At 64.9% G+C, this 23,800-nt stretch carries 24 protein-coding genes; 5 read left to right on the top strand and 19 right to left on the bottom strand.

The window, feature by feature from the left end; genetic code table 11:
• Positions 1-27: 27 nt before the first annotated feature.
• From MU848_RS00195 to MU848_RS00150, 10 genes are all read right to left on the bottom strand, one after another.
• Positions 28-1,788 carry a TadG family pilus assembly protein gene (locus tag MU848_RS00195; RefSeq protein ID WP_247229408.1) on the bottom strand — a complete coding sequence of 587 codons (1,761 nt, stop codon included), beginning with the start codon at positions 1,786-1,788 and terminating at the stop codon, positions 28-30.
• Positions 1,785-2,003: a hypothetical protein gene (locus MU848_RS00190; RefSeq protein ID WP_247229407.1), complete on the bottom strand. Its 219-nt coding sequence runs from the start codon at positions 2,001-2,003 to the stop codon at positions 1,785-1,787. The genes MU848_RS00195 and MU848_RS00190 overlap by 4 nt, the downstream gene beginning before the upstream one ends.
• Positions 2,003-2,608 (bottom strand): tetratricopeptide repeat protein, encoded by a 606-nt coding sequence (locus MU848_RS00185; RefSeq protein WP_247229406.1) that lies wholly within the window; start codon positions 2,606-2,608, stop codon positions 2,003-2,005. The genes MU848_RS00190 and MU848_RS00185 overlap by 1 nt, the downstream gene beginning before the upstream one ends.
• Positions 2,608-3,501, bottom strand: a complete 894-nt coding sequence (locus tag MU848_RS00180) for a type II secretion system F family protein (RefSeq protein WP_247229405.1) — start codon at positions 3,499-3,501, stop codon at positions 2,608-2,610. The genes MU848_RS00185 and MU848_RS00180 overlap by 1 nt, the downstream gene beginning before the upstream one ends.
• Complete coding sequence (locus MU848_RS00175; RefSeq protein WP_247229404.1) at positions 3,501-4,400, bottom strand: type II secretion system F family protein; 900 nt, start codon at positions 4,398-4,400, stop codon at positions 3,501-3,503. The genes MU848_RS00180 and MU848_RS00175 overlap by 1 nt, the downstream gene beginning before the upstream one ends.
• Positions 4,397-5,731: a CpaF family protein gene (locus MU848_RS00170; protein ID WP_097093371.1), complete on the bottom strand. Its 1,335-nt coding sequence runs from the start codon at positions 5,729-5,731 to the stop codon at positions 4,397-4,399. The genes MU848_RS00175 and MU848_RS00170 overlap by 4 nt, the downstream gene beginning before the upstream one ends.
• Positions 5,728-6,888, bottom strand: coding sequence for an AAA family ATPase (locus MU848_RS00165; RefSeq protein ID WP_247229403.1), 1,161 nt, complete (start codon positions 6,886-6,888; stop codon positions 5,728-5,730). The genes MU848_RS00170 and MU848_RS00165 overlap by 4 nt, the downstream gene beginning before the upstream one ends.
• Positions 6,889-6,890: 2 nt before the next feature.
• Complete coding sequence (locus tag MU848_RS00160) at positions 6,891-8,015, bottom strand: type II and III secretion system protein family protein (RefSeq protein ID WP_097093373.1); 1,125 nt, start codon at positions 8,013-8,015, stop codon at positions 6,891-6,893.
• Between the two features lie 32 nt (positions 8,016-8,047).
• Complete coding sequence (cpaB, locus tag MU848_RS00155; RefSeq protein ID WP_315862398.1) at positions 8,048-8,983, bottom strand: Flp pilus assembly protein CpaB; 936 nt, start codon at positions 8,981-8,983, stop codon at positions 8,048-8,050.
• A gap of 241 nt (positions 8,984-9,224) precedes the next feature.
• The gene (locus MU848_RS00150; protein WP_097093374.1) at positions 9,225-10,040 is read right to left on the bottom strand and encodes a universal stress protein; all 816 of its coding nucleotides are present in this window, start codon (positions 10,038-10,040) and stop codon (positions 9,225-9,227) included.
• A gap of 283 nt (positions 10,041-10,323) precedes the next feature.
• Between MU848_RS00150 and MU848_RS00145 the strand changes: the two genes are divergently transcribed.
• The 4 genes from MU848_RS00145 (at position 10,324) to MU848_RS00130 (ending at position 15,528) form a co-directional block, all read left to right on the top strand.
• Positions 10,324-12,267 carry a PrkA family serine protein kinase gene (locus MU848_RS00145; RefSeq protein WP_315862397.1) on the top strand — a complete coding sequence of 648 codons (1,944 nt, stop codon included), beginning with the start codon at positions 10,324-10,326 and terminating at the stop codon, positions 12,265-12,267.
• Between the two features lie 41 nt (positions 12,268-12,308).
• Entirely contained in the window at positions 12,309-13,619 is a 1,311-nt protein-coding gene (locus MU848_RS00140) for a YeaH/YhbH family protein (RefSeq protein WP_247229402.1), read from the top strand.
• A complete protein-coding gene (locus MU848_RS00135) occupies positions 13,619-15,157 on the top strand; it encodes a SpoVR family protein (RefSeq protein ID WP_247229401.1) in 1,539 nt (512 codons plus the stop codon). The genes MU848_RS00140 and MU848_RS00135 overlap by 1 nt, the downstream gene beginning before the upstream one ends.
• A gap of 164 nt (positions 15,158-15,321) precedes the next feature.
• Positions 15,322-15,528, top strand: a complete 207-nt coding sequence (locus MU848_RS00130) for a hypothetical protein (protein WP_097093378.1) — start codon at positions 15,322-15,324, stop codon at positions 15,526-15,528.
• A gap of 10 nt (positions 15,529-15,538) precedes the next feature.
• Here the strand turns inward: MU848_RS00130 and cobF are convergent, their stop codons facing one another.
• Genes cobF through cbiE form a run of 5 tightly spaced genes read right to left on the bottom strand, consistent with a single transcriptional unit; the run spans position 15,539 to position 19,920 of the window.
• Entirely contained in the window at positions 15,539-16,282 is a 744-nt protein-coding gene (gene cobF / locus MU848_RS00125) for a precorrin-6A synthase (deacetylating) (protein ID WP_247229400.1), read from the bottom strand.
• Positions 16,279-17,586 carry a cobyrinate a,c-diamide synthase gene (locus MU848_RS00120; RefSeq protein WP_247229399.1) on the bottom strand — a complete coding sequence of 436 codons (1,308 nt, stop codon included), beginning with the start codon at positions 17,584-17,586 and terminating at the stop codon, positions 16,279-16,281. The genes cobF and MU848_RS00120 overlap by 4 nt, the downstream gene beginning before the upstream one ends.
• Positions 17,583-18,368 carry a precorrin-4 C(11)-methyltransferase gene (gene cobM, locus MU848_RS00115; RefSeq protein ID WP_247229398.1) on the bottom strand — a complete coding sequence of 262 codons (786 nt, stop codon included), beginning with the start codon at positions 18,366-18,368 and terminating at the stop codon, positions 17,583-17,585. Before cobM ends, MU848_RS00120 begins: the two co-directional genes overlap by 4 nt.
• Positions 18,365-18,721, bottom strand: a complete 357-nt coding sequence (locus tag MU848_RS00110) for a cobalamin biosynthesis protein (protein ID WP_247229397.1) — start codon at positions 18,719-18,721, stop codon at positions 18,365-18,367. The genes cobM and MU848_RS00110 overlap by 4 nt, the downstream gene beginning before the upstream one ends.
• Entirely contained in the window at positions 18,718-19,920 is a 1,203-nt protein-coding gene (gene cbiE, locus MU848_RS00105) for a precorrin-6y C5,15-methyltransferase (decarboxylating) subunit CbiE (RefSeq protein WP_247229396.1), read from the bottom strand. Before cbiE ends, MU848_RS00110 begins: the two co-directional genes overlap by 4 nt.
• On the opposite strand from cbiE, the gene MU848_RS00100 reads away from it, so the two are divergent.
• Positions 19,919-20,668: a cobalt-precorrin-6A reductase gene (locus MU848_RS00100; protein ID WP_247229395.1), complete on the top strand. Its 750-nt coding sequence runs from the start codon at positions 19,919-19,921 to the stop codon at positions 20,666-20,668. The genes cbiE and MU848_RS00100 overlap by 2 nt on opposite strands.
• On the opposite strand, the gene cobJ is transcribed toward MU848_RS00100, so the two are convergent.
• The 4 genes from cobJ to MU848_RS00080 are packed head-to-tail and all read right to left on the bottom strand — an operon-like array spanning position 20,644 to position 23,793.
• Positions 20,644-21,393, bottom strand: a complete 750-nt coding sequence (gene cobJ / locus MU848_RS00095; RefSeq protein WP_201516730.1) for a precorrin-3B C(17)-methyltransferase — start codon at positions 21,391-21,393, stop codon at positions 20,644-20,646. The two genes, MU848_RS00100 and cobJ, sit on opposite strands and share 25 nt — an antisense overlap.
• On the bottom strand, positions 21,390-22,112 hold the full coding sequence (gene cobI / locus MU848_RS00090) for a precorrin-2 C(20)-methyltransferase (RefSeq protein WP_247229394.1): 723 nt from the start codon (positions 22,110-22,112) through the stop codon (positions 21,390-21,392). Before cobI ends, cobJ begins: the two co-directional genes overlap by 4 nt.
• The gene (locus MU848_RS00085; RefSeq protein WP_247229393.1) at positions 22,109-22,738 is read right to left on the bottom strand and encodes a precorrin-8X methylmutase; all 630 of its coding nucleotides are present in this window, start codon (positions 22,736-22,738) and stop codon (positions 22,109-22,111) included. The genes cobI and MU848_RS00085 overlap by 4 nt, the downstream gene beginning before the upstream one ends.
• A complete protein-coding gene (locus tag MU848_RS00080) occupies positions 22,738-23,793 on the bottom strand; it encodes a cobalamin biosynthesis protein CobG (protein WP_247229428.1) in 1,056 nt (351 codons plus the stop codon). Before MU848_RS00080 ends, MU848_RS00085 begins: the two co-directional genes overlap by 1 nt.
• Positions 23,794-23,800: the final 7 nt, after the last annotated feature.

Genomic DNA, 23,800 nt, shown 5'->3' with positions numbered 1-23,800 from the left:
GTGGAGGGGGTCGCGCCGCCGATTTCCCTAAATCAGCACCGGCACGCCGCAGCGCGCTCCCGTGACCCACACCGTCGCATGGCCAAGCTGAATGCCGAGCGCAGCCAGCAGATTGTCGAGCAGGGGATCGGCGGTGCTGCCGAGCAGCGCCCCCAGTGGGGCCGTGATCGCGCCGAGCAGTTGGGATCGCGTGGCGGTGGCGTCGCAGACCGGCCATAGGCAGAGGTCGAGCGCTTTCACCTGAATGCCGCTTGGGGCCCCGAGGCTGTTGGTGAGCGACGTCAGCAGCGTTCCGGTCTGCGCGCCATTGCCGATGCTGGCGGCCGCGCCCGGCGTTCCGGGGCGGCCGATCGTCCCCGGGCCGCCTGGGCCGAAGACCAGCGTCCCGCTGTTGCCGGTGACTGGCTGGGCGATCGCGCGGACGTCTGCGGTGATGAGGTTGAGGACGTTCAATATTCGTGCAGGCGCTATGTCGCTGGCTGAGAGCGGCGGCATCGGGCGGGTCATGGCGCTGGCGGGGGCCTGACCGATATAGGCGTTGACGAGGCCCGAGCTGGCAAGCACGCTGACCCGGCTGTCGCGCGCTTGCTCGGCTGTGCTGGCGCAATCGATCGCGCTGACGTCCGCCCTTGCTGCGGCGACATCGATCAGGACGGGCACCGCGCCGACGCTGATCCCCAGAATGTTGAGGTTGAGGCCCAGGTTGAGCTGTAACCGCAGCGCCGAAGTGCTGGCGCTGGTCTCGCCTGCCGGGCCGAAGGAGAAGCGTGGCCTGTCGATCGGGCCAGTGGCGACGGCGGCGAGGCGGATCGTGCTGCCCGCCGCGACGCGGCTGATCGCGTCAGTGAGGTCAATGCTGCCCTCGCCCGCCTGCACGGCGAAAGTGAACAGCTGATAGGCGTTGATCCCGGCGCGAAGGCCCGGCTGCTCGTTCGCCTCGCCCACGGGCATGTTCTTCCACACGCCGAGCCCGAACAGGCCCTGAAGCGGAACGGGGTAGCCATTGGTGATCCGGCCTGCGACGAGGTTCAGGGTAGCTGCGGTCGCGGGCTGATCGGCAGCCTCCGCCGCTGCCAGCATCAGCGCGCGCAGGTCCACGGTGCGGCTGGTGAGCGCGCCATAGGTGCCGGTCTCGCCCACGCGCGCCGCGAGAGCGTCGAAGAAACGCCCGGCGTCGACATAGCCGTTCGCCAGGGTCTGAACGTCATTCGCGCCCAGTTGCAACTTGATGCCAAGAAGAGCGCCGAGCAGGTCGTTGACGCTGTTTACCAGCGCGTTGGTGACGGTCAGGATGCCGGAACTGACGCCCACGCCCGCTTCGTCGATGCGCGCGGCGGTAGCGGTGGCGGACAGGTCCGGGATGGGATCTGCTCCGCCCAGGACGCGGGTGAAGAATTGGCGGCTGGGCTTTCCGGTGCGGATGCGGACGGCGGTGGATTGTCCGTTGCCGGGGCAGCGGGTGAAGCTGGCGTCGAACCGCTGGGGCGAGGAAAGGGCTGCGTCAGCGCAATAGCGGCCAAGCTCCACCGAACGCAGGATAGCCGGATCATAGCCGTTGCGGCTGAGGCTGTCGCGCGCGCGCGCCTCTGCCTGCGCGGGATACATGGCAGCGGCGAGCGCGGCGCTTTCGGTCGCGGCGCGCAGGTCGCGGCTCCCCGCATAATAGAGGCCTGCGTCGAGTGCAAAGCCCATCGCGCCGACCAGCGCGGCCCCGAATGCCGCGACCATCGGCACCACGGAAGCGCGCCGGTCGTGCCACAAGGCTGGGAGGCGGCGGAGCGGCATCATGGGATGGTGGTGGCATCCTGATCGGCGGATCGGGGAAGGGTTTGGCCGATGGATTGCAGATAGCGGCTGCGGATGACCTCCGCTTCTTCGGCGCTGAGACCGGTGCTTTCCTCGGCGCGGGGCGGTGAGCGCAGCTGCCATTCGACGACGCGGCGCGCCTGATCGGGCTGGGGGAGCGTGGGGGCGGAAGCCAGCAGGAGACACAGGCAGAACATCAGCGGTCTTTCGGGGTAGCGAGGCGAGCAGCTTCGAGGGCGATCTGACGGCGCAAGGCGTCGCGTTCGCTCCCATCGCGGACGGTGGAGAGGAGGGCTTCGGCTTCGGCATTCTGACCGGCAGCTCTAAGTGCCAGCAGCAGATTGTTGCGGATCACCGCCGTCCCGGGCGACAGGTCCAGCGCGCCGCGCAGGCTCTCTATCGCCTCTGCCGCGAAGCCAGCGCGCAGCTGGGCGAAGCCGAGTGCGTTGCGGAGCATGGAGTCGGCGGGGCTCGCCTGAACGGCTTGCTGGTAAGGCGTTATTGCCTCTGCCCAGCGGCCGCGCGCGGCGAGCAGATGGCCGCGTATCGCGCTGCCGCCGCCATCGGGGAGCGCCGCTGCCGCTGCTTCCGCTCCGTTGAGATCGTTAAGGTCGAGCAGGCTGTTGACGCGCAGGATGCGCGCGTCGCGGTCGCCCGGGTAGCGGCGGTCGAAATCGTCGAGATAGGCGATGGCGGCGCGCGGCCTGCCATCGGCGCGCGCCTGATGGATGAGTTGCAGATAGAGGCTGCGCGTCGATCCCGAGGTGTCGGCGGCTGCAAGCAGCAGGGGAAGCAGCCACATCATCGCGCGCTTGCCCGCAAAGTGTCGAGGATGGCGACGACCGGCGGCCCGCCCAGAACGATGAAGAGGGCGGGCATGAAGAAGAGGATCATCAGCACAACCATGCGCACAGTGATCCCGCCCATTGCCTCCCGCGCGCGCGCAACGCGGCGCTGGGTGAATTCGCGGGCGAATTCGCGCAGGGCCGGGGCAAGTTCGATCCCCTGGAACATGGCCTGGCGGAACAGGGAGGCAAGTTCCTTAGCGCCGCTGACGGCTACCCGCGCGGCCCAGCGGTCGAGCGCCAGTTCATAGCGCATGCCCCGATCAAGGTCGCTCACCAGCAGGCCGATCAACTCGCCATGATGCGGCACCGCCACCTGCTCGTCCCGCGCGATCGAGCGGAAACATTGGTCGAGCGACACGCCGCTTTCCAGCATCATCAGCATGAGGTCGAGCAGAAAGGGAAATTCGGCGGTGATCTTCCGTGCCCGTCCCGAAGCGAGCAGGTTCAGCATCTGTCGCGCGCCGACAAAGGCAAGCCCTGCGGCGATGACGATCAGCATCGGGCGTGACAGAAATTCGCCCCATGCGATGCGGCACAGGAGCGCGGCCAGTAGCGCCGCCAGTATCGTCCCGGCCAGCCGCAGCCAGAGGAACCGGTTGACCGCGCGGGGATCCTGATAGCCTGCCAACTGCAACTGGCGCTCCAGGCTCGACCGGTTGCGGCCTTCCGCGCCCAAAATGGTTGGCAGGCGGATGGCTGTCTTCGCTTGCGCCGACGTTGAGGGCGCCAATCGCGACAGCCGCGCCTCCAGCCGCCGATCGGCCATCAGCATCCGGCCGCCGAGCACGGCTATGCCAAGCCCCAAAAGCGCCATGAGGAAGCAGGCGAGGAGAAAGGGCGAAGGCATCAGAAGGCGAGCCTCATCACGCGGCGCATGACGAGCATGCCCGCGATCTGGAGTCCGATCGCGATGACCGCCATTCGATGCCCCCGCGCATCGTCGAGGAAGAAGTCGATATAGGCGGGGTTGGATGCCATCAGCAGCGCCATTGCGACGATCGGCATGGCGATGAGCACGCGGGAACTGACCTTGGCTTCGGACGTCGCGGCTTTCAGTTCGCGGGCGATGCGGATGCGTTCGCGCAGGATCGCGGAAAGGTTCGACAGGACGGCGCTGACCGGGCCGCCATAGCGCATGTTGGTGCGGATCGCCGCTGCCAGCATCGACATTTCAGGAACGTGGAGACGGTCGGCGAGCTGCTGCATCGCCTCGCTCACCGGCGCGCCGAGTTCAAGCCGCCGTGCGGCTGGGGCAAGATAGCTGCGCACGATCGCGGGGGCATCGGGGAGCGACCGTTCCAGCGCCTGGGGCAAGGAGCTGCCGACCGCCTGCATCTGCCGCACGGCATCGATGTAGAAGGGCAGCGCTTCGATGAGGGCGTTCACCCGGCGCTGCGCCCGTGCCCTGATCCACAGGAACAAAATGGCGGGGGGCAGTGGCAACAGGAGTACCGTGGCCACCGGACCAGCGGCGAGCAGCACCGCAAGGGCGAACAACACCATGCACCCGCCGAAGATACCGATTGCGCGCGTCGTCACTTCCAGCTGTGCCCGCGCCAGCATCGGCGCGGCGAGACTGGGCACTGTCAGGCGGGCGCTTTGGCGAAGAGCCGGGGCGTCGCCGGGCGCGATCGCCGCCAGCCGCCGCGAAAGCCGCGCCCTTTCCCGCGCTCGCAGGGCGAGCAGCGGCGAGACCGCCGCCGCCAGCGTCAACAGCCCGAGCAGGAGGAACGCCGCTGCCTTCACAATATGCCCTGCCGGACAGCAGCCGCCGTGTAGTCGCGCAGACGCGCTTCGAAATAGGGGCGGGGCGAGTGGCTGCGAAATTCGCCCATGCCGGACATGGCGGGCTGTTCGTGAAAGCTGAACAACTCGTTGAAGGAGTATGCCTCGCCCTCGATGCCGGTGACTTCCGTTACGCCGGTCACGCGGCGGCTGCCGTTCGCCAGGCGTTGGATATGCACCACGACATGCACGCTGCTGGCGATAAAGCGCCGGATTGCGCGAATGTCATTCTGAACCCCGGCAAAGCCCATCAGCATCTCCAGGCGAGCAAAGGCGTCGCGCGGGGAATTGCCGTGCAGCGTCGCCATCGACCCGTCATGGCCGGTGGACATGGCTTGCAGCATTTCCACCACTTCCACCCCGCGCACTTCGCCCAGGATGATGCGGTCGGGCCGCATGCGCAGCGCGTTGCGGACCAGTTCCCGCGCGCTGATTTCCCGATTGCCATCGACATTGGGTGGGCGGGTTTCCAGCCGGACGACATGATCCTGCCGCAACTGCAATTCGGCGGCATCCTCTATGGTGATCAGCCGCTCGCGGTCGCTGATGAAATGGGACAGCATGTTGAGCAGGGTGGATTTCCCCGCGCCCGTGCCTCCGCAGATCAGGATGTTGAGCCGCGACCGCACGGCGGCGGCGAGGTAGGCGGCCATTTCGGCGCTCATCACCTGACGATTGATGAAATCCTCCAACCCCAGCGCCTGCATGCGGAACTTGCGGATGGACAGCAGCGGCCCGTCGAGCGCGACCGGCGGGATGACGATGTTGACGCGCGATCCGTCGGCCAATCGGGCGTCGACATAGGGGCTGGCTTCATCCACGCGGCGGCCGATCGGGCCGACGATCCGCTGGATGATGTTCATCAGGTGGGCGTCGTCGCGGAAGCGCCGGTCGACCTTCTCCAGCATGCCGCTGCGTTCGACATAGATGGTGCCGGGGCCGTTGACGATGATGTCGTCGATGCTGCCATCGCGCAGCAGCGGCGCGAGCGGGCCGAGCCCGGCGACCTCGTCCTCCACATCCTCGATCAGCAGCAGCCTTTCCGCTGCATTGAGCGCGAGTTGCCCGCGCCTGCTGCGGCTGGTGATGACCTGCTCGATTTCGGTGCGCAACGCCCGCGGCCCGAGCGTTTCAGCGGTGCTGCCGCGTGCTTCCAGCTGTTCGATGACCTGCGCGCAGGTTTGGGCCATCACCGCCTGATAGCTGTCGCTCATCCGCTGGGCGGCTGGCTGCGCCACTGGAGCGGGCCGCGCTGCGCCGCGCGGCAGGCTTGTGTCGAAGAGCAGGCTCATGCCGCTGGCTCCACCGTTCGCTGGAGCAGGCGGCGAAGTCGTTCGAGGCTTTTGGACGATCGTTGCGGTTCGATGCCGCAGGCGGTGCGGATCGCGCGCATGTAGCGGTCGGGCGCAGCCTCCAGACCAAGCGGGCGACCGGCGTTCAGGGCATTGCGCAAGCGTATCTGGTCGATGGGGAGCGGCAGGGTGCTGCTGGTGCGCAAGATCTCGCCCATGCGGCGGCTGTCCAGCAATATGCCGGGTTGATGATCCCACACCAGCAGCCGCGTTCGTGACAAGCTCGCCTCGTCATCACCGATGCGCTCCAGCAGGCGGCGGCAGGCGTCCATCTCGCGGATCGACTGCGCGCAGACCAGTTCGACGCGGTCGGCGAGCGAAGCCAGCGTGCGCAGCAGCACCGGATGGCGCAGGCTGCCCGCGCAGATGACAAGATCGCCGCAGCATGCCCGGAGCAGCCGGACCAGCGCGGCGATGTCGGCAGGCGCGATGCCCGCAGGCTCGGCACCCGAACCGCCGTCTAGGGTGAGGAGCATCAGGCCGCTTGGACCATGCCGGGCCAAGGTGCTGGACAGCAGGCTGGCGTCCAGCCGCTCTATGTCGGCGATGGCTGACGCGATGCCGTAGCTTACCGGCAGGTCGAGATAGGCCTCAGCCGCGCTGGTCGGCATGGTGAAGTCTATCAGCAGCGTCGAAGACCCGGTGCGGGCGCGGCTGACCGCCATGTCGGTTGCGACTAGCGCGGCGGCTTCGGCGTCGGCGCCAAGGATCAGTGTCAGTCGGCCGCCCTTGCCATGATCGGCGGTCGAGCGATTGAGCAGGCGTCCGATTATGGTGGCGATTTCGTCGCCTCCTGCGTCGCGGCGGATGACGTCGTCAGCGCCGGATCGAATGGCGTGCAATATTTCTTCCGCGGCGGTTTCCCCGGTCACGAGCACCACCGGCCGCCCGGCTGCGCCTTCCGTCGCTGCCGACAAGGCCGTGGCTATCGAGCGCTCTGGCGGCACGGCGTCTCTGTCCACCAGAATGACGCAGGGCCCTTCGACCAGATCCGGCGTGACCGCCTGCGCCAGTTCGACCGCCGCGCGGCCCTGCATCGCGTCGCCGATCCGCCCGGCGAGGCTGTGATCGACCGATAGAAGGATGATCCGTGCCATGGTCATGGCCTCACCACGCCGAAGGGCACGACCGGGTCTTTCGTGTCGAGCAGCGATCCGGGCAATGCGGGGATGTCCTTCGCCTGCACCGGTCCTACCAGGCGGGGGGTGGCGACGATCACCAGTTCCTGCCGTTCCTTTTGCATCTGTTGCCGCCGGAAGAAGGCGCCGATCACCGGGATGTCGCCCAGCAGCGGCGTCTTCTCCCGCGTTGTCGACTGGCTCGAATAGCTTAAGCCTGCGATCACAAAGCTCTGGCCGCTGCCGAGTTCTACCGTGGTTTCGGCCGACCGGCGGCGCAGGCCCGGCACGACATAGCCCTGCAACTGGACGCCGCTATTATAGTCGAGTTCGCTGACTTCCGGCGCGATCTTCAGCACGATCTGATCGGGCGACAGGACGAAAGGGGTGACGGACAGGCGGACGCCGAATTCCTTATATTGGATGGAGATGGCATTGCCGGTTCCCGACGCCTGCGGCACGGGCACGGGAATCTCGCCGCCAGCAAGGAAGCTCGCCTGTTCGCCGGAGCGCACCAACAGGGTGGGCTGGGCCAGCAATTCGGACAGCCCGTTGGAGGAGAGGGCGCTCAGCACCGCATTGATGCCGCGATTGGGTGCGGACAGGAACAGGTTGAACGCGTTCTGGATCGGGACGCTGGCGTCGAGTGATGAGCCAACGGGCGCGAAGCTGGCGCTCTTGAAGCTGCTGGGCGATACGACCGCGCCCTGTATGTCGCCGCTGAGCTTTGAGAAGTTGAACCCCAATGCCTTCAGGGTAGAGGAGGACACGGCGGCGAACTGCACATCGACGGCGACGACCTGCTCGCCTGCGACGATGCGGGGGCCGACAAGAGCGCCCGGCTCCCGGGCGCTTGCGGTTGGCGGCGATATGGCGAAGCGCGTCTCCGCCATCAGCGTACCGTCCCTTCCAAAGACGCTGATCGTCGCGCTTCCCGCGCCGATGCCAGTCACGCTCAAGGACCGCGCGGTAGGCGCGGTGACCGAAATCACGTCATCGCGATCCACCTCGATCCTCCCGATGGGGCGCGGATAGCTGAGCGTGCGCTTCTGCTGGATGGCAAGCGGCCTTTGTTCCTGTGCGCGCAGGATTGCGGGAGCAGTCATGGCAAGCACTGCTGCGAGGGCGTGGATGCACTTCAACGCTGGGCGCTCCCCGAATAGATGGTTTCGCGCCGGTCGCCGATGACCAGCTCTATGGGTTGCCGCGGGGCGGGGGCGGGACGTGCCTGCATGGGCGCGGTCAGGGCTTGCGCCGGGAGCGTTGCGGCGACCGGGGTTGGATCAGGGCCTCTGGAGCTTGCGGGCGCGACTGCCACTTGCTCGCTGTCTACGGGGTTGCGCAGCGACAGAGTGAGCGCGCCGGTGCTTTTCGCGAGTGACAGGGTGGAGACCTGTTCCGGGTTGAGCGCCAGCGTCACCGTTCGTGCGGGGACTGGCGCTGCGGACAAGGCGTCCTTCGCGCCGGAAGGAGGAGCGGTGCCAAGAACCGCGTCACCCACTGCAAGCACCTGGACCATCTGCAACAATGTCTGGGCACGGCTGCGCCCTGCTCCGCGCGCGCCGCTGATGGCGTCTGCGCCGGGATAGACGACCTGCACGTCCACCCGGTCACCGGGGCGGACCAGGCCTGCGACGGCGATCTCCGCCGTGGTGTCTATGCTGATTGCCCGCATGCCAACCGGCACGCGGATGGCGAGCTTTTCCTCGCCGCCGACCGCATCACGCGGGATGAGCGCGCCTGCCGCAATCGTGCGGGTGGCGACCTTGCCAATCAGTTCGGCAGGCGTGGCGGCAGCGGGATGGCGCGCAGGGTCGGCCATGGCATTGCGGATCATGGCGGCGGTGATCGTCTCGCCGGTCCGGATTGGCCGTGCAGCAGCCGCAAGGACCACCGGCTGCGGCGATATGTGTTGGGCCGACTGGTCAGGCGCGATTTCGGCGGCGGAGGACCGCTGCATTTCCCGCATGCCGAGCATCAGGAACAGCAGGGCGCACAGCGTCCCTGCCACCATCATGATCCTGGCTTTCCATCCCCAATGCATCAATTCCCCCTTGATCTTGCGTCCACGCAAAGCGGGTCGCCGGGACAGACAAGATCCTGTTTCGAAGGGGATATTATGCTTTACGCTACGGACATGGGATCGGAGATGCCGCCGATTTGAGGGGATCGGATGGGCAAAGATTGCCGCGCGTTAACCTCTGACCCGCTGCTTTATGTGAAGCGTCGGTGGCAACGGCATTTGGTCCGCCCGGCCATTGAAGGGAAAGGTCCGATCTGGCGCAATTTCCAAAGGGCCGGATGGCTGCGGACGGTCAGTGCGCCAGCAACAAGGGAACCTGTGCGTCGCGGAGCATCGTCCGCGTCACGCCGCCGAACACAAGCTCCCGCCAGCGGCTATGTCCAAAAGCGCCCATCACCATCCAGTCCGGCTTCAGCACGCCGATCGCAGCTTTCAAAGTCGCTTCCACGGTGCGGCCATCCTGCGGCCAGCTATGAAATTGTGACTTGATGCCGTGGCGGCAGAGATATTCTGGCGCATCCGTTGCCGGGAAGGGGTATTTGCCCGCTTCCTCGACCGTCACCACATGCACTTCACCGGCATGTTTCAGCAGCGGCACACCCAGCCGGAGTGCGGCGGAAGCTTCTCGCGAGCCGTCCCAGGCGACGAGCGCGCGGCCCGTGATCATGACGCCCCGCGCCGCATCCGGCACGGCAAGGACTGGCGTGCGCCCGCCTATCGCCAGATCTGCCGCAAGATCCAGCGGATCGCTCATGTCGCGGCGGGGACGGCCCGGCAGGGTCACGACCATGAAGTCGCACAGGGGGGAGGCGGACAACAGACCACTGACGATATCGCCATCGGCGTGCCGCCAGTTCCAACTCACGCCCTCACGATGAAGCCGCTGCTCGAGCCGCTGCCGCATCCGCATGTCGATTTCGTGCAATTCCGCCATGATCGATGGCGCCATGGCCGCCCCGCCATAGACATCCCCCGCCACCAGATTGGGCATGGCGGTGATTTGAACGCAGTGAATATGCGCGTCCGTTGCGCGGGCAATGTCGCAGGCGGCCTGCAATCGGCTTTCCATGCCGCTATCGTCATGGATGTGAAGCAGAATGGATGTCATCGCATCTCTCCATATGCTGCTGCCTGGCGAAACGTCTTTCCCAAGCCGTTTCCTTATACCCTCTTTTTGCCGGTCCTTGTTAGAGGCTTTTGACCGCTGCCCGCGCGCTGCCCTCCCCTTTGGAGCGGAACGGCGCGGAAACATGTCTGCCTGCCGGTTCCTTATTGCGAACTATTCGGATGTGCAGGAATAAAAATTTTGCAATTGTCCAACTGCAAGGGCCTGTTTTTGCAGTCTCGTGCGTATTATATTCGTAACATGACTACTGCGGCGGGAGTCGTCAGTGACGAAAAACGAACTGTTTTCGAGCTTCACGCGGAATTTTGACGAACGGCGTCAAGCCGAAATGTCGATCGAGGATTATTTGCTGGGATGCCGCAATGATCCTCTCATGCACGCATCAGCACCGGAACGCCTGCTGGCGGCGATCGGCGAACCGGAGATCATAGATACTTCCCGCGACCAGCGGCTCGGCCGGATCTTCATGAACCGCACCATTCGCCGCTATAAAAGCTTCGCGAACTTCTACGGCATGGAAGCGACGATCGAGCATATCGTCAGTTTCCTGCGCCACGCGTCCCAGGGCCTCGAGGAACGTAAGCAGATCCTCTACCTGCTCGGGCCTGTGGGCGGCGGTAAGTCCTCGCTCGCCGAACGGCTGAAGTCGCTGATGGAGGCGCACCCTATCTATGCGCTGAAGGCTGGGGACGAGATCAGCCCCATCTTCGAAAGCCCGCTCGCCCTGTTCGATGCGGAACAGCATGGCGCCTTCATCGAAGATAATTACGGCATCCCCCGCCGCCGGCTGACCGGCATGATCAGCCCATGGGCGCGCAAGCGGCTGGATGAATTTTCCGGCGATATCTCCCAGTTCAAGGTCATCCGCCTGATGCCGTCGCGCATGCGGCAGATCGCGATCGCGAAGACCGAGCCGGGTGATGAGAATAATCAGGACATCAGTTCGCTGGTCGGCAAGGTCGATATCCGGAAGCTGGAAATGCTGTCGCAGAACGATCCCGATGCCTACAGCTATTCGGGTGGTCTTAACCGCGCCAATCAGGGCATGCTCGAGTTTGTCGAGATGTTCAAGGCGCCGATCAAGATGCTGCATCCGCTGCTGACGGCGACTCAGGAAGGCAATTATATCGGCACCGAGAATATCGGCGCTATCCCCTTCAACGGCATCATCATGGCCCATTCCAATGAATCGGAATGGGCGAATTTCAAGAATAACAAGAATAACGAAGCTTTCATCGACCGTATCTACGTCATCAAGGTGCCCTATAGCTTGCAGGCGACCGAGGAGCGGCACGTCTATGAAAAGCTGCTGCGCGAGTCCGACCTGAACAAGGCTCCGTGCGCGCCGGGCACATTGGACATGCTGGCGCGCTTTTCGGTGCTTACCCGGCTGCGGGAGCATGAGAACAGCAACCTTTATTCCAAGATGCGCGTCTATGATGGCGAAATGCTGCGGGAAATCGATCCGCGCGCCAAGAGCATCCAGGAGTATCGCGACGCCGCTGGCGTGGATGAGGGCATGTCCGGCACATCGACGCGCTTTGCCTTCAAGGCGCTATCAGCGACGTTCAATCATGACAGTAGCGAGATCGCCGCCGATCCGGTCCATCTCATGTATGTGCTGGAACAGATGGTCCGGCAGGAACAATTCCCCGCCGACGTCGAGGCCAAATATCTGGAGTTCATCAAGGGCGAACTGGCGCCGCGCTATGCCGAATTCATCGGCAACGAAATCCAGAAAGCCTATCTGGAATCCTACAATGATTATGGCCAGAACCTGTTTGATCGCTACGTCGCCTATGCCGACGCGTGGATAGAGGATCTGGATTTCAAGGACCCGGACACGGGGCAGCTTCTCGACCGCGAAGTCATCAATCAGGAGCTGACCAAGACCGAAAAACCCGCCGGGATCGCCAATCCCAAGGATTTCCGGAACGAGGTTGTGAAATTCGCCCTGCGGATGCGGGCCAGCAATGACGGGCGCAATCCCAGCTGGACCTCTTATGAAAAGATCCGCGAAGTCATCGAAAAGCGGATGTTCAGCCAGGTCGAGGACCTTTTGCCCGTCATCAGCTTCGGGTCTAAGAAGGATGGCGATACCGCCAGCAAGCATGACGAGTTCGTCGCCCGCATGGTCGAGCGCGGCTATACCGAGCGGCAGGTCCGGCGGCTCGTCGAATGGTATATCAGGGTCAAGCAGGCGGGATAGACAGATGGAGGCGCCCTCTTCGTGACAGCGCAGTGGCCACCATGCACATAGTCGACAGACGGCTGAACCCGGGGGGCAAGAGCCTGGTAAACCGGCAACGGTTCCTGAGGAGAGCGAAAGCCTATGTCAGTCAGGCGGTGCGTGACAGCCTGAAGGATCGCAGCATCAAGGACCTGGCCGGAGAAGGCGAGGTGACAATCCGCCGCGACGCGATCCATGAGCCCACGCTGCACCGGGCGGAAAAGGGCGGTAATCGGGAACGGGTGCTGCCCGGCAATCGCGAATTTCTGGAAGGGGACCGGATCAAGCGGCCGGATGGTAGTGGTGGCGGTGGGTCTCAGCCGGGTGAGGGCGAGGATCAGGACGACTTCCGTTTCGCGCTCAGCCGGGAGGAGTTTCTCGATCTTTTCCTGGAAGACCTGGAACTGCCCGACATGGCCAAGAAGAAGCTGGTCGCTGGCAAGATCGAGGGCGTACGCCGCGCGGGTTACGCCACCATCGGAAACCCGTCCAATCTTTCGGTTCCGCGCACGATGCAAAAGGCGATGTCCCGCCGTATCGCGCTGCGCCGCCCGAGTGGGCGTGACTTGAGCCGCATTGAAGATGCCATTGCCGAGATTGAGGGGCGCGCGGTGCCTCTGCCGGATGATGACGTTGCGCTGGAACGGCTGCGGGAGGAGCGGGCGCACATCATCCGCCGCCGTAACCTCATTGCTTATATCGACCCGGTGGACCTGCGCTTCCGCCGTTTCGAACCCGTGCCCCGGCCGGTCGCCCAAGCGGTCATGTTCTGCCTGATGGACGTGTCTGGCTCCATGACCGCGCATATGAAGGACCTTGCCAAGCGCTTCTTCGCGTTGCTGCACCTCTTCCTGTCGCGCTGTTATGAGCATGTGGAGGTGGTGTTCATCCATCATACTGACCGCGCGGCGGAGGTGGATGAGGAGACCTTTTTCTATAGTAGCGTAACCGGCGGTACGCTGGTGTCGAGCGCGCTGGACAAGCTGATCGAGGTGGTGAAGGACCGCTATAGTCCCACCGACTGGAACATCTATGTGGCGCAGGCTTCTGACGGCGACACGCTGGCATCCGACAATGCCCGGGTGGTCGGCCTGATGCAGGACGAAATCCTGCCCTTCTGCCAATATTTTGCCTATCTGGAGGTCGGTCGCGAGGAGTTTGCTTCGATCGAGTCCGCGACCTCCACCACCGGTTTGTGGGACGCCTATCTGCCGGTTTCGCAGGCCAATCGGCAATTCACGATGCGAAAAGTGTCGCATCGCCGGGAAATATATCCCGTTTTCCGCGAGCTTTTCCAGCGGCGCGGCGTGGGTGAAAGGGCCTCTACCTGATGGCGTCGGTTGCTCCCGCTCCGCTGTTCACCGGCAGCGACTGGGACTTTTCGCTGATCAACCGCATCTATGATACGGTGGAGCCGATCGCGCTTCAGGAGATGAAGCTCAACATCTATCCCAACCAGATAGAGATCATCAGTGCCGAGCAGATGCTGGACGCCTATTCGTCCATCGGCATGCCGTTGTTCTACAAACATTGGTCATTCGGCAAGCAGTTCGTGACCAATGAAATGCTGTACCGCAAGGGACTTCGCGGCCTTGCCTATGAGCTGGTGATCAACTCCAATCCGTGCATCAACTATCTGATGCAGGAAAACAGCGCCACCATGCAGACGCTGGTGATTGCCCATGCGGCATTTGGACATAATCACTTCTTCAAGAATAATTATGTGTTCCGTCAATGGACGGATGCGGAGGGCATTCTCGATTATCTGGAGTTCGCCAAGCGCTACATATCGCAATGCGAAGAGCGCTACGGGCAACTCGCGGTCGAGCGGGTGCTGGACGCCGCCCATGCCCTGATGAACCAGGGGGTCCACCGCTATCCGCGCATCCGCCCGCGCGACATGCGGGCGGAGGCCGAGCGTGAGGCAGAACGGCAAGCCTATCGCGACCGCATCTATGACGACCTTTGGCGCACGGTGCCGGTGGGCGCGAAGGCGGCGGCCGTGCCGTCGGACGAACGCCGCGCAGCGCTTGGGCTGCCGCAGGAAAATATCCTCTACTTCCTGGAAAAGACCGGACCGCGCCTCGAAAGCTGGCAGCGGGAAATCCTGCGGATCGTCCGGCTGATCGCGCAATATTTCTATCCGCAGCGCCAGACCAAGGCGATGAACGAGGGCTGCGCGACCTATACCCATTATCGCATCATGACGATCCTGCATGATCGCGGCTGGATTACCGATGGCGCGTTCATGGAGTTCATCCAGTCGCATACCAATGTCGTCTATCAACCAACATTCGATTCCGGCCATTTCGGCGGCTTCAATCCCTATTCTCTGGGCTTTGGCATCATGTCCGACATCGAGCGGATCTGCATGGACCCGACTGCGGAGGATCGCGAGTGGTTCAGCGACATTGCCGGGTCACGCGATCCGGTAGAGGTGCTAAAGGACATCTGGATCAACTATCGCGACGAAAGCTTCGTCTCGCAGTTCCTCAGTCCTCATCTCATACGCCAGTGGCGGCTCTTCAAGCTCCTCGACCATGAAGGCGAGTCGGAACTGCGCGTCGACGCCATTCATGACGAGCGCGGCTACAGGCGTATTCGCCGCGCGCTCGCCCGCGAATATGACATTGCCCGGCAGGAGCCCGATATCCAGGTGGTCGATGTCGATCTGGCTGGCGACCGTACGCTGATGCTGGAGCATGTGGTGAATGACGGCGTGGTGCTGGACGCTTCGGACGCGACGATGGTGCTGCAAAGCCTGGCCAATCTGTGGGGCTACGAAGTCGCCCTGAGCGAGGTGCATGGCGAGAGCCGCAAGGAGTTGAAAAGCCATCGCTGCCAACCGCAACAGGGATGGATCGGCTGAAGCGGTGCGCGGCGGCGGCAGGCCCAACGGCAACAAGAAGATTCCATTTCCAAAGCTCTGCGGAAAGGCGTAAATTCCGCCGGGTTTCGTAAGTGGCTTCCTTGGCTGGCCGCGCCCTGCGCCGCTTGGGATTGGCTCGAAACCTTTAGCAGGAGAGCATTTTCATGACACATGCCCTCAATGCACAGGAATGCCTGGAAAGAGCGCGGATGCATGAGCAATTGGCGGCGACGACCGCCGACGCGTCCGCGCGAACCATGCATCAGGCCATGGCCGCCGAATTTCGCCGCCGCGCTGCGATGGGTTCGATCGACGGTAGTGGACCGATGATCAGCAAGCCAATGATCGAGTTGAGAGTTCCGGCCGCCTGATCCTGAATCGTCAGGCGTCCTGCCGCAGCAAAAAGACGTCCATGATCCATCCATGCTTCTGCCGCAATGCTGCGCGGCGCTCGATGATCTTTGGTCCTGCCAGCGCGAGTGGCCCCTTTGCCAACGCCTGATGTTCCATGCCGAGATAGGCGCCCCACCAGATCATGAGATGCTCCGGTTCCAGCGTTTGAAAGGCGCAATGTCCGTCGAGCATTACGACGATGTCCCGCACGCCGTTCGGCCAGCCGTGATCGCGCAACTGCCTGCCTGTGGTGATCAGCACCGGGCCGGCCAGGCGGTTGAGGCAAATGCCATGCGCGGCCGTCAGCGCCTGAATACTGGTGATGCCTGGAACGACGCTTATCTCAACGGAGGGACCTAGCCGCTCGGCGATGCGCAGGCTGCTGTCGTAGAGCGAAGGGTCGCCCCAGACGAGCAGCGCTACGGTGCCGCCATCGGGCAGGTTCCGGGCGATCTGTTCCATCCAGATTGCGGCGATCGCGTCATGCCATTCCATAACCACATCGACATACATGCCCTGCTCCTCTCTGCTGGGCATGTCGAACTCTGCGATGCGCACGGGCCGGGTCAGCACCTCCGCACATATGGCGCGGCGCAGGTCGAGAAGGTCGGATTTTGCTTCACCCTTGTGCGGCAGCAGGATGAGGTCCGCCGCGTTCATCGCGCGGATAGCGGCGCGTGTCAGATGATCGGGATTACCTGTCCCGATACCAATGAGCGACAGGTGGATCATGTGGCACTCGCGATCAAGTGGAAGAAGCTGCCCGTCACCCGGCCCCGGCGCGAACCGCTGCTGGCCACCGGCACGCCCATCGCGTCAGTCACATGAGCGAGCGGCTCGTCCGGTTGTTCGACGACGGTCGAATAATGAAATTCATGCCCGCGCAGTGGCGCGCCTGAATTATGGCCGCCCATCGGCGCCAGCAGCCGCGCCTGACGATAGCCCAGGTGCAAGCGCCGCTCTGCAAAGCTGGAAACCAGGCCGAGCAGTCCCGCCATGGCATGGGATTGCCCCTGCGCATCGATGATCGCCTGCCCCAGCACCATATAGCCGCCGCATTCGCCATGGATCGGCCGACCCTCTGCATGGCTGCGCAGGCCGTTCAGAAAGCGGCTCGCCTGCGCAAGCCTTGGCGCATGCAGTTCGGGGTAGCCGCCGGGCAGCCAGACGGCGTCGGCCACAGGATCGGGCGCTTCGTCGGCCAGCGGGGAGAAGGGAATGATCTCCGCCCCGGCTGCGCGCCAGCCACTCAGCATATGGGCATAGGTGAAGGAAAAGGCCGCGTCCTGTGCCAACGCGACACGCTGCCCCGGCGGCGGACAGTGATAAGCGGCAGGAGGCAGGGCCGGGAGGGCGTCCGCTGCCGCCTGGAGAACTGGAACATCGACATGCGCTTCGATCAGGTCTGCGATGGCGTCGATCATCCGGTCCGCCTCTCCCTGCTCACTCGGTTGAACAAGCCCCAGATGCCGTTCGGGAATGGCGAGGGCAGGCGACCTTGGGATAGCGCCCAGCACTGGCATGGCGATGTCCTCCATCGCCTGCCGGATCATCGCTTCGTGACGCGGGCTGGCGACACGGTTGATGATGACGCCTGCCACGCCGACATCGGGGCGGAGCGTGCGGAATCCCTGGGCGATGGCGGCTGCCGACTGGCTCTGCCCCGACGCGTCGATGATCAGGATTACAGGCCAGCCCAGCAAGGCGGCTATGTCGGCGCTGCTGCCGTTGCCGCTCGCCCCGCGTGCTGGCGCGCCGTCGAACAGCCCCATCACGCCTTCCGCGACGATCAGCTCTGCGTCCGCCGCTTCACCGGCGAGACCGTGGAGCATGGCCGCATCCATTGCCCAGCTGTCGAGATTGAAGGAAGACCGCCCACTCGCCAGCCGGTGAAATCCCGTGTCGATATAATCCGGACCACATTTGTAGGGCTGGACGCCCACGCCTTGGCGTCTCAGCGATCGGAGCAGCCCCAATGTGATGACCGTCTTGCCGGATCCCGATCGCGGTGCGGCGATGAGGAGGCCAGGCGTCATTCACCCGATCCGGCGAAGGGGGAGTCCGCCGTCGCTGGCCGAAATCGCCGGTCGTAACCGGGCGCGTAAAGCTGGCTTTCTGCGAAATCGGTGTCGCCCAGCACCGACCCGACAAGAATTATGGCCGTCCGCTCCGGGCCGCCTGCCGCCAGACCTTCGATGGTGGCGAGTGTTCCTCGAACCACGCGTTGATCGGGCCAGCTCGCTCGCCATATGATCGCCGCCGGGCAGTCTGGGCCATGGAGCGGTACGAGGTCTGCCACCACCTGCGGCAGATTATGGATCGAAAGATGGATTGCCAGCGTCGCTCCCGTCGCGCCGAAGGCCGCCAGCGTTTCGCCTGGGGGCATGGCGCTTGCCCGGCCTGGCGTGCGCGTGAGGATCAGCGACTGGCCTAGCCCCGGCAGCGTCAGTTCCGCCTCTAGAGCGGCGGCGGCGGCGGCGAAGGATGGGACGCCCGGCGTCACCGTATAGCTGATGCCTAGCGCCTTGAGACGGCGGATTTGCTCGCCCATCGCCGACCACACCGACAGGTCGCCTGAATGCAGCCGGGCGACATCCTGGCCCGCCGCATCCGCCTCTGCGATGAGGGCGATGATTTCGTCCAGTGTCAGCGGCGCGCTGTTGACGATCCGCGCGCCCGCCGGGCAGTGGTCGAGCAGCGCCCGGGGTATGAGCGACCCGGCATAGAGGCAGACGGGGGAGGCCGCGATCAGGTCGCGGCCACGTAGCGTCAAGAGGTCGGGCGCGCCGGGGCCAGCGCCGATGAAATGGACGGTCATGACGATACTCCTCGGGCAAGCGCGCAGGTGGCTTGGCCATCGGGTGAAATGATGCGGGATGCGGCCAATTGCGCGCCGGGGCCTGCGGCGATGAGGGCGACGGCTTCGGCCACGCTGCCGGTGCCATGGGCGGCGAGGCTGGCGGCGGATTGGGTTGGCGTGTTCACCGCCGCGACCGCCGCCGGATCGACAAGGATTAGTGGTAGACCCAAGGCGCTGGCGAGGGGAGCGAGCAGCGCTTGCCTATGCGTCAGCGTCGCCAGCGCCGCGACGGCTTCGCCATGCGCGCCGAGCGCCGCTTGCAAGGACCGTTCGCTAGCCCCGCTGCGGCAGCCGAAACCCGCCACGATCATAGCGTGACGCTCCACTGCACAAGCGGATAGGCGGCTTTCCACCCGCGCCGGGTGCCGATCGGCGCGGCGCTGGCCATCTCGATCCGTAGCAACTCGCCGCCCAGCCGCTCATGCCAGCGCGCCAGCAGCGCTTCCGATTCCAACGTGACCGCATTGGCGACCAGCCTTGTGCGCTCGCCTGGCAAAGCGATGATCGTTTCGATCAATGCATCGCTCAGACCGCCGCCGATGAAGATCGCGTTGGGCCGTACCCGTCCTGCCAGCGCCGCCGGAGCGCGTCCCTCGACCAGCAGGAGCCGATCCACGCCCAACCGCCGCGCATTGGCCACCGCGCGTTTGGCGCGTACTGGGTCAGCTTCGAAAGCCAGCGCCTGCGTGGACGGATGGCTTAGCAGCCATTCGATCGCGATTGATCCCGATCCCGCTCCGATATCCCACAATGTCTCGCCAGGACGCGGGGCGAGCGCCGACAGCGTCAACGCACGGGCGGGCCGCTTGCTGATCTGCCCGTCATGTTCGAACCAGCTGTCGGCAAGGCCACTTGCACATGGCATCGCCTCGCCGTCGCCCGAAATTTCAACGCCGACCGCCACGGGATGCGCGATATCTTCGAAGGCGAGCTTGTCAGCCTCCTCCGACCGGATACGCTCGCGCGGTCCACCGAGGGCTTCCATGATGTGCAGCTTTGACGCGCCAAAGCCTGTTTCTGCCAGATAGGCGGCAAGTGCCTGCACCGCCGCTCCATCCCGCAGCAGCACCAGCGCGCGGCGTCCCGGCGCAAGCATGGGCCTCAACCGATCGAGCGGCGCGGCGTGGAGGCCATGGCAGGTCACATCCTGCAACGCCCAGCCCAAACGGGAACCCGCCAGCGAGAAGGTCGATGGTGCAGGATGCGCAATCCACTCGCCGGGCGTCAGATGCCGCGAAACCCTGATGCCAGCGCCGAACCAGAAGGGATCGCCCGACGCCAGCATCACCGTCGGCTTTCCACGCCGGGCAAGCAGGGCCTCTACCCCATCATCGAATGGCACTGGCCAGTTAAGCCGTTCCGCTTTAAGGGGTGGCAGCAGCGCCAGCTGGCGCGGAGCGCCCATGATGAGGCGCGCCTCTTCCAGCGCCGCGCGTGCGGTGTCGGACAAGCCTTCCGCCCCGTCCTCGCCTATGCCGATGATCGTCAGCCAGGGAACTTCAGTCGCCATGCGCAACATCCTGATCCTTGGCGGCACCATGGAAGCGAGCGCGCTCGCCAGAGCCTTGGCCGAGCGCGGCGAACAGGCGACGCTGAGCTATGCCGGGCGCACCGGCAATCCCCGTGCACAGCCGGTGCCGATCCGCGTCGGCGGCTTTGGCGGCGCTGACGGCTTGGCGGCGTTCCTGAAGGCGGGGGCTTTCACCCACCTTGTCGACGCCACCCATCCCTTCGCCGCTGCGATCAGCGCCAATGCCGCCGCCGCCGCGCGTGCTTCTGATGTCGCCCATCTGATGCTCACCCGTCCGGAATGGCAGGCAGTGGACGGCGACCGCTGGACCCACGTCCCTGATATCGCCAGCGCCGTCCGCGCGCTCGATGGCCCGCCCCGGCGCGTGATGCTCGCTCTGGGTCGGATGCATGTCGAAGCCTTCGCCGCGCAGCCACAGCATCAATATCTGTTGAGGTTCGTAGATGCGCCTGATGCGCCGCCCACATTGCTGCGCCACCATTTGCTGGTGGATCGTGGCCCTTTCACACCAGCGGGTGACCTTGCCCTTATGAGGGATCACGGCATCGATCTGGTCGTCGCAAAGAATGCGGGAGGGGAGGGTGCCCGCGCCAAGATCGACGCCGCGCGAGCGCTCGGCCTGCCGGTCATCATGATCGATCGCCCGCCCATGCCGCAGGCGCGAGCCGTCCATGACATCGGCGATGTGCTGGCGTGGGTCGATCATTCGGCCCATCGTGGCGTGTAGAGGATCGGGCGAGGCGCTCCTTCGATAAAGCGCGTCCGGCTTGACCCGACGATCACCATCGTGCGCATATCCGCCATTTCAGGGGCCGCCTCGGCCAGTGTCACGACGCGCAACTGCTCCTCCGCCGTCGATACCGCGCGAGCGAAGAGGATCAGCCGATCCCCGCCGCATTCCTCCCGCAACAGATCGAGCACGCGCGCAAAGCCATCAGGCCGCGCCTTCGACCGGGGGTTGTAAAATGCCATGGCGAAATCGGCCTGCGCGGCAAGGCGCAGCCGCCGTTCGATCAGCGCCCATGGTTTCAGATTATCCGACAGGTTGATTGCGCAGAAATCATGGCCCAGCGGCGCGCCCGCCCGCGCGGCGGCGGCGAGCATGGCGGTGATGCCCGGCAGCACACGAACGTCGATCGCGCGCCAAGCTCGCGGCCCGGCCTCCAGCGCCTCAAACAACGCGGACGCCATGGCGAACACGCCGGGATCGCCAGAGGACGCCACCACCACGCGCCGCCCCGCCGCCGCCAGTTCCAGCGCATGCGCTGCCCGGTCCAGCTCAACCCGATTGTCCGATGCATGGCGCACCAGATCCGCGCGATCCGCCACCCGCGCGACATAAGGCGCATAGCCGACCAGATCGGTTGCCTCGGCCAATGCTTCCGTCACCTCCGGCGTCACCAGTGCGCCAGCGCCCGGACCAAGGCCCGCCACCGCTACCCATCCGCTCATGGCCGCCGTCCCTGACCATGGATCAACAGGATGGAAAAATAGCTGGTGACCGCCTGCGCTTGCCCCAATGGCGTGATCTTCTGATCCGCCATGGTCGCATATTCGACCAGCCAGGCGCAGTCGTCCTTGCCCGCCGCCTCCACCGCGCGGCGCAGCTTGGCGAGGTTGCGGCCGATCTTCATGACGACCAACGCATTGCTGTCACGGATGCGCCGCGCCAGCTCCTCTTCCGGCAAGGTCGCCATCAGCACGGTCAGCACATCGTCGCCCCAGCTGATCGGCATGCCGCTCGCGGTCCAGGCGCCTGACATGCCAGTGATGCCGGGCACGATCCGGACGGGCGCGAGCGGAGAGAGGCGGCTGTGCAAATGCATGAAGCTGCCGTAAAAAAAGGGATCGCCTTCGCAGAGCACGACCACATCCTCGCCCGCCTCCACCAAGCCGTGCAGATGTGCGGTGCATTCGGCGTAAAAGGCCGACAGGCATTGATTATAGCGCGGATCGCTTACCGGAATTTCGGTCGTCACCGGATATTCCATCGCATATTCGACCGCATCCGGGCGCAACAGCCCATCCACGATTTTCCGAGCATGGCCGTGACGGCCGGGCTTGCGGAAATAGGCGATGTGGCGCGCCTCGCGGATCAGCCGGTCCGCGCGTACGCTCATCAGGTCCTGTGCACCGGGACCGAGCCCCACGCCATGGATCGTCCCGCTCATTCCGCCGCACTCGCGAGAGCGTTGACCGCCGCGACCGTGATCGCGCTGCCGCCTAGCCGTCCTTCCACGATGCAGCAGGGCACGGGTTGGCTTTCCCATAGCGCCTGTTTCGATTCCGCCGCGCCGACGAAACCGACAGGACAGCCGACGATCGCCGCCGGACGCGGACATGCAGGGTCTTCCAGCATGTTGAGCAGGTGGAATAGCGCGGTAGGAGCGTTGCCGATCGCGACAACCGCTCCGGCCAGACGGGGGCGCCACAATTCTAGCGCGGCCGCCGACCGGGTGTTCGCCATCGACCGGGCGAGGTCTGGAACTTGTGGATCGTTAAGGGTGCAGATGATGGCGTTGCCATTAGGCAGGCGGGCGCGCGTGATCCCTTCCGACACCATTCGCGCATCACACAGGATCGGCGCGCCAGCCTCCAGCGCGGCGATCGCGGCTTTGGCAAATCCCGGCGAGAAGCGAATATGCGGCGCCAGACCTACCATGCCCGCCGCATGGATCATCCGCACGGCAACCCGCTCTTCCTCGGTGGAGAAGCGGTCCAGCGCCGATTCCGCGCGGATCATGCGGAAGGACTGGCGATAGATTTCCGCGCCGTCTGTTTCATAAAGATGCGGCATCAATGGGCTCCGAAATGGGCGAATATCTGATCAGGCCACAGGCCCGCGTGCAGCGGCGGCGCACCCGCGCGCGCATTAAAGGCAAGGTCGAAGACGCCCTCTCGCCCGGTCAGGACGACCGCCGCTTGTGAAGGCCGGGCGCAACCCTTGGCACATCCAGACACATGCAGCCCCGGCACATAGGGCGCGAGCCGGGCGGCAAGTTCACGGGTGGCGACGCTCGACTGCGGGCAGGCTGGAGCGCCCGGACAGGCATCGGCGGCAAGGCGCGGGTCGGACGGATCGTCGGCAGGTGCGCCGCTGCCCTCCAGCACCAACCCTCGCCATGGCGTGACCCGCACCGCACGCGCGTCATCGGCGATGATGGCGAGGAGTTCCGCCGCCTCGATCCGGCCGAAGGGCGCGGCATGAAAGGGGCCGGGCGTAGCGGCCAAAGCGACGGCGCGGGAACGTGCCGGGGCGGGCGCCTCGATCGCCTCTTCAGACAGCGGGGCGTTGTGCCGCGCCATGCGGCCAGCCTGAACGCCGCCGCTTGCCACGAACCGATGGGCCATGCGGATCAACCCTTCCGCCGCGTCTGCCGTGTTGACCGGAGTACCTTTTATGCGCCCGTCCGCCCGCAGGATCAGCGCGCCGCTCGCGGCCCGTTCCACCCTGAAATCGGCCGACGCGTCGCTCAGCACCGGGGCAGGGCCAGCGTCGATCGCGAAGCCGACCTTCGCGGGAAGGTCCGGCAGTTCGCGCAGGCGCGCCGTCAGTTCCGTCGCAATCAGCGCGCTATCATCGCCCTCATGCCAATCCGGGTTGATCAGTATAGGAACGTGAGCGTCTCGCTCCTCATCGGCATGCGCGAGCCCAATAGCGATCAATCGCTCCATCAGCGCACGATGGTCAGCCTCCGGCACGCCCCTGATCTGAAAGGCGGCGCGGTTCGTGACGTCGATATGGCCACTGCCAAGGGTAAGCGCCGCCTCGCAAAATCCTATCGCCTGTTCCCGGCTCATCCGGCCAAGCGACGGACGCACCCGCACCAGCAGCCCGTCGCCCGCCATCATCGGCCGC

Source organism: Sphingobium agri (assembly GCF_023051225.1).
Lineage (GTDB): Bacteria > Pseudomonadota > Alphaproteobacteria > Sphingomonadales > Sphingomonadaceae > Sphingobium > Sphingobium agri.
This window is presented reverse-complemented; position numbering and strand designations above follow the sequence as displayed.

What these genes read in the sequence shown, in the direction of transcription:
- MU848_RS00170 (WP_097093371.1), bottom strand. Translation starts at nt 5,731, where the DNA reads ATGAGCCTGCTCTTCGACACAAGCCTGCCGCGCGGCGCAGCGCGGCCC.
- MU848_RS00080 (WP_247229428.1), bottom strand. Translation starts at nt 23,793, where the DNA reads ATGATGGCGGGCGACGGGCTGCTGGTGCGGGTGCGTCCGTCGCTTGGC.
- cobI (WP_247229394.1), bottom strand. Translation starts at nt 22,112, where the DNA reads ATGAGCGGGACGATCCATGGCGTGGGGCTCGGTCCCGGTGCACAGGAC.
- cobJ (WP_201516730.1), bottom strand. Translation starts at nt 21,393, where the DNA reads ATGAGCGGATGGGTAGCGGTGGCGGGCCTTGGTCCGGGCGCTGGCGCA.
- cbiE (WP_247229396.1), bottom strand. Translation starts at nt 19,920, where the DNA reads ATGGCGACTGAAGTTCCCTGGCTGACGATCATCGGCATAGGCGAGGAC.
- cobF (WP_247229400.1), bottom strand. Translation starts at nt 16,282, where the DNA reads ATGATCCACCTGTCGCTCATTGGTATCGGGACAGGTAATCCCGATCAT.
- MU848_RS00110 (WP_247229397.1), bottom strand. Translation starts at nt 18,721, where the DNA reads ATGATCGTGGCGGGTTTCGGCTGCCGCAGCGGGGCTAGCGAACGGTCC.
- MU848_RS00135 (WP_247229401.1), top strand. Translation starts at nt 13,619, where the DNA reads ATGGCGTCGGTTGCTCCCGCTCCGCTGTTCACCGGCAGCGACTGGGAC.
- MU848_RS00190 (WP_247229407.1), bottom strand. Translation starts at nt 2,003, where the DNA reads ATGTTCTGCCTGTGTCTCCTGCTGGCTTCCGCCCCCACGCTCCCCCAG.
- MU848_RS00120 (WP_247229399.1), bottom strand. Translation starts at nt 17,586, where the DNA reads ATGACGCCTGGCCTCCTCATCGCCGCACCGCGATCGGGATCCGGCAAG.
- MU848_RS00165 (WP_247229403.1), bottom strand. Translation starts at nt 6,888, where the DNA reads ATGGCACGGATCATCCTTCTATCGGTCGATCACAGCCTCGCCGGGCGG.
- MU848_RS00185 (WP_247229406.1), bottom strand. Translation starts at nt 2,608, where the DNA reads ATGTGGCTGCTTCCCCTGCTGCTTGCAGCCGCCGACACCTCGGGATCG.
- MU848_RS00085 (WP_247229393.1), bottom strand. Translation starts at nt 22,738, where the DNA reads ATGCCGCATCTTTATGAAACAGACGGCGCGGAAATCTATCGCCAGTCC.
- MU848_RS00160 (WP_097093373.1), bottom strand. Translation starts at nt 8,015, where the DNA reads ATGACTGCTCCCGCAATCCTGCGCGCACAGGAACAAAGGCCGCTTGCC.
- MU848_RS00140 (WP_247229402.1), top strand. Translation starts at nt 12,309, where the DNA reads ATGCACATAGTCGACAGACGGCTGAACCCGGGGGGCAAGAGCCTGGTA.
- cobM (WP_247229398.1), bottom strand. Translation starts at nt 18,368, where the DNA reads ATGACCGTCCATTTCATCGGCGCTGGCCCCGGCGCGCCCGACCTCTTG.
- MU848_RS00180 (WP_247229405.1), bottom strand. Translation starts at nt 3,501, where the DNA reads ATGCCTTCGCCCTTTCTCCTCGCCTGCTTCCTCATGGCGCTTTTGGGG.
- MU848_RS00150 (WP_097093374.1), bottom strand. Translation starts at nt 10,040, where the DNA reads ATGACATCCATTCTGCTTCACATCCATGACGATAGCGGCATGGAAAGC.
- MU848_RS00130 (WP_097093378.1), top strand. Translation starts at nt 15,322, where the DNA reads ATGACACATGCCCTCAATGCACAGGAATGCCTGGAAAGAGCGCGGATG.
- MU848_RS00195 (WP_247229408.1), bottom strand. Translation starts at nt 1,788, where the DNA reads ATGATGCCGCTCCGCCGCCTCCCAGCCTTGTGGCACGACCGGCGCGCT.
- MU848_RS00100 (WP_247229395.1), top strand. Translation starts at nt 19,919, where the DNA reads ATGCGCAACATCCTGATCCTTGGCGGCACCATGGAAGCGAGCGCGCTC.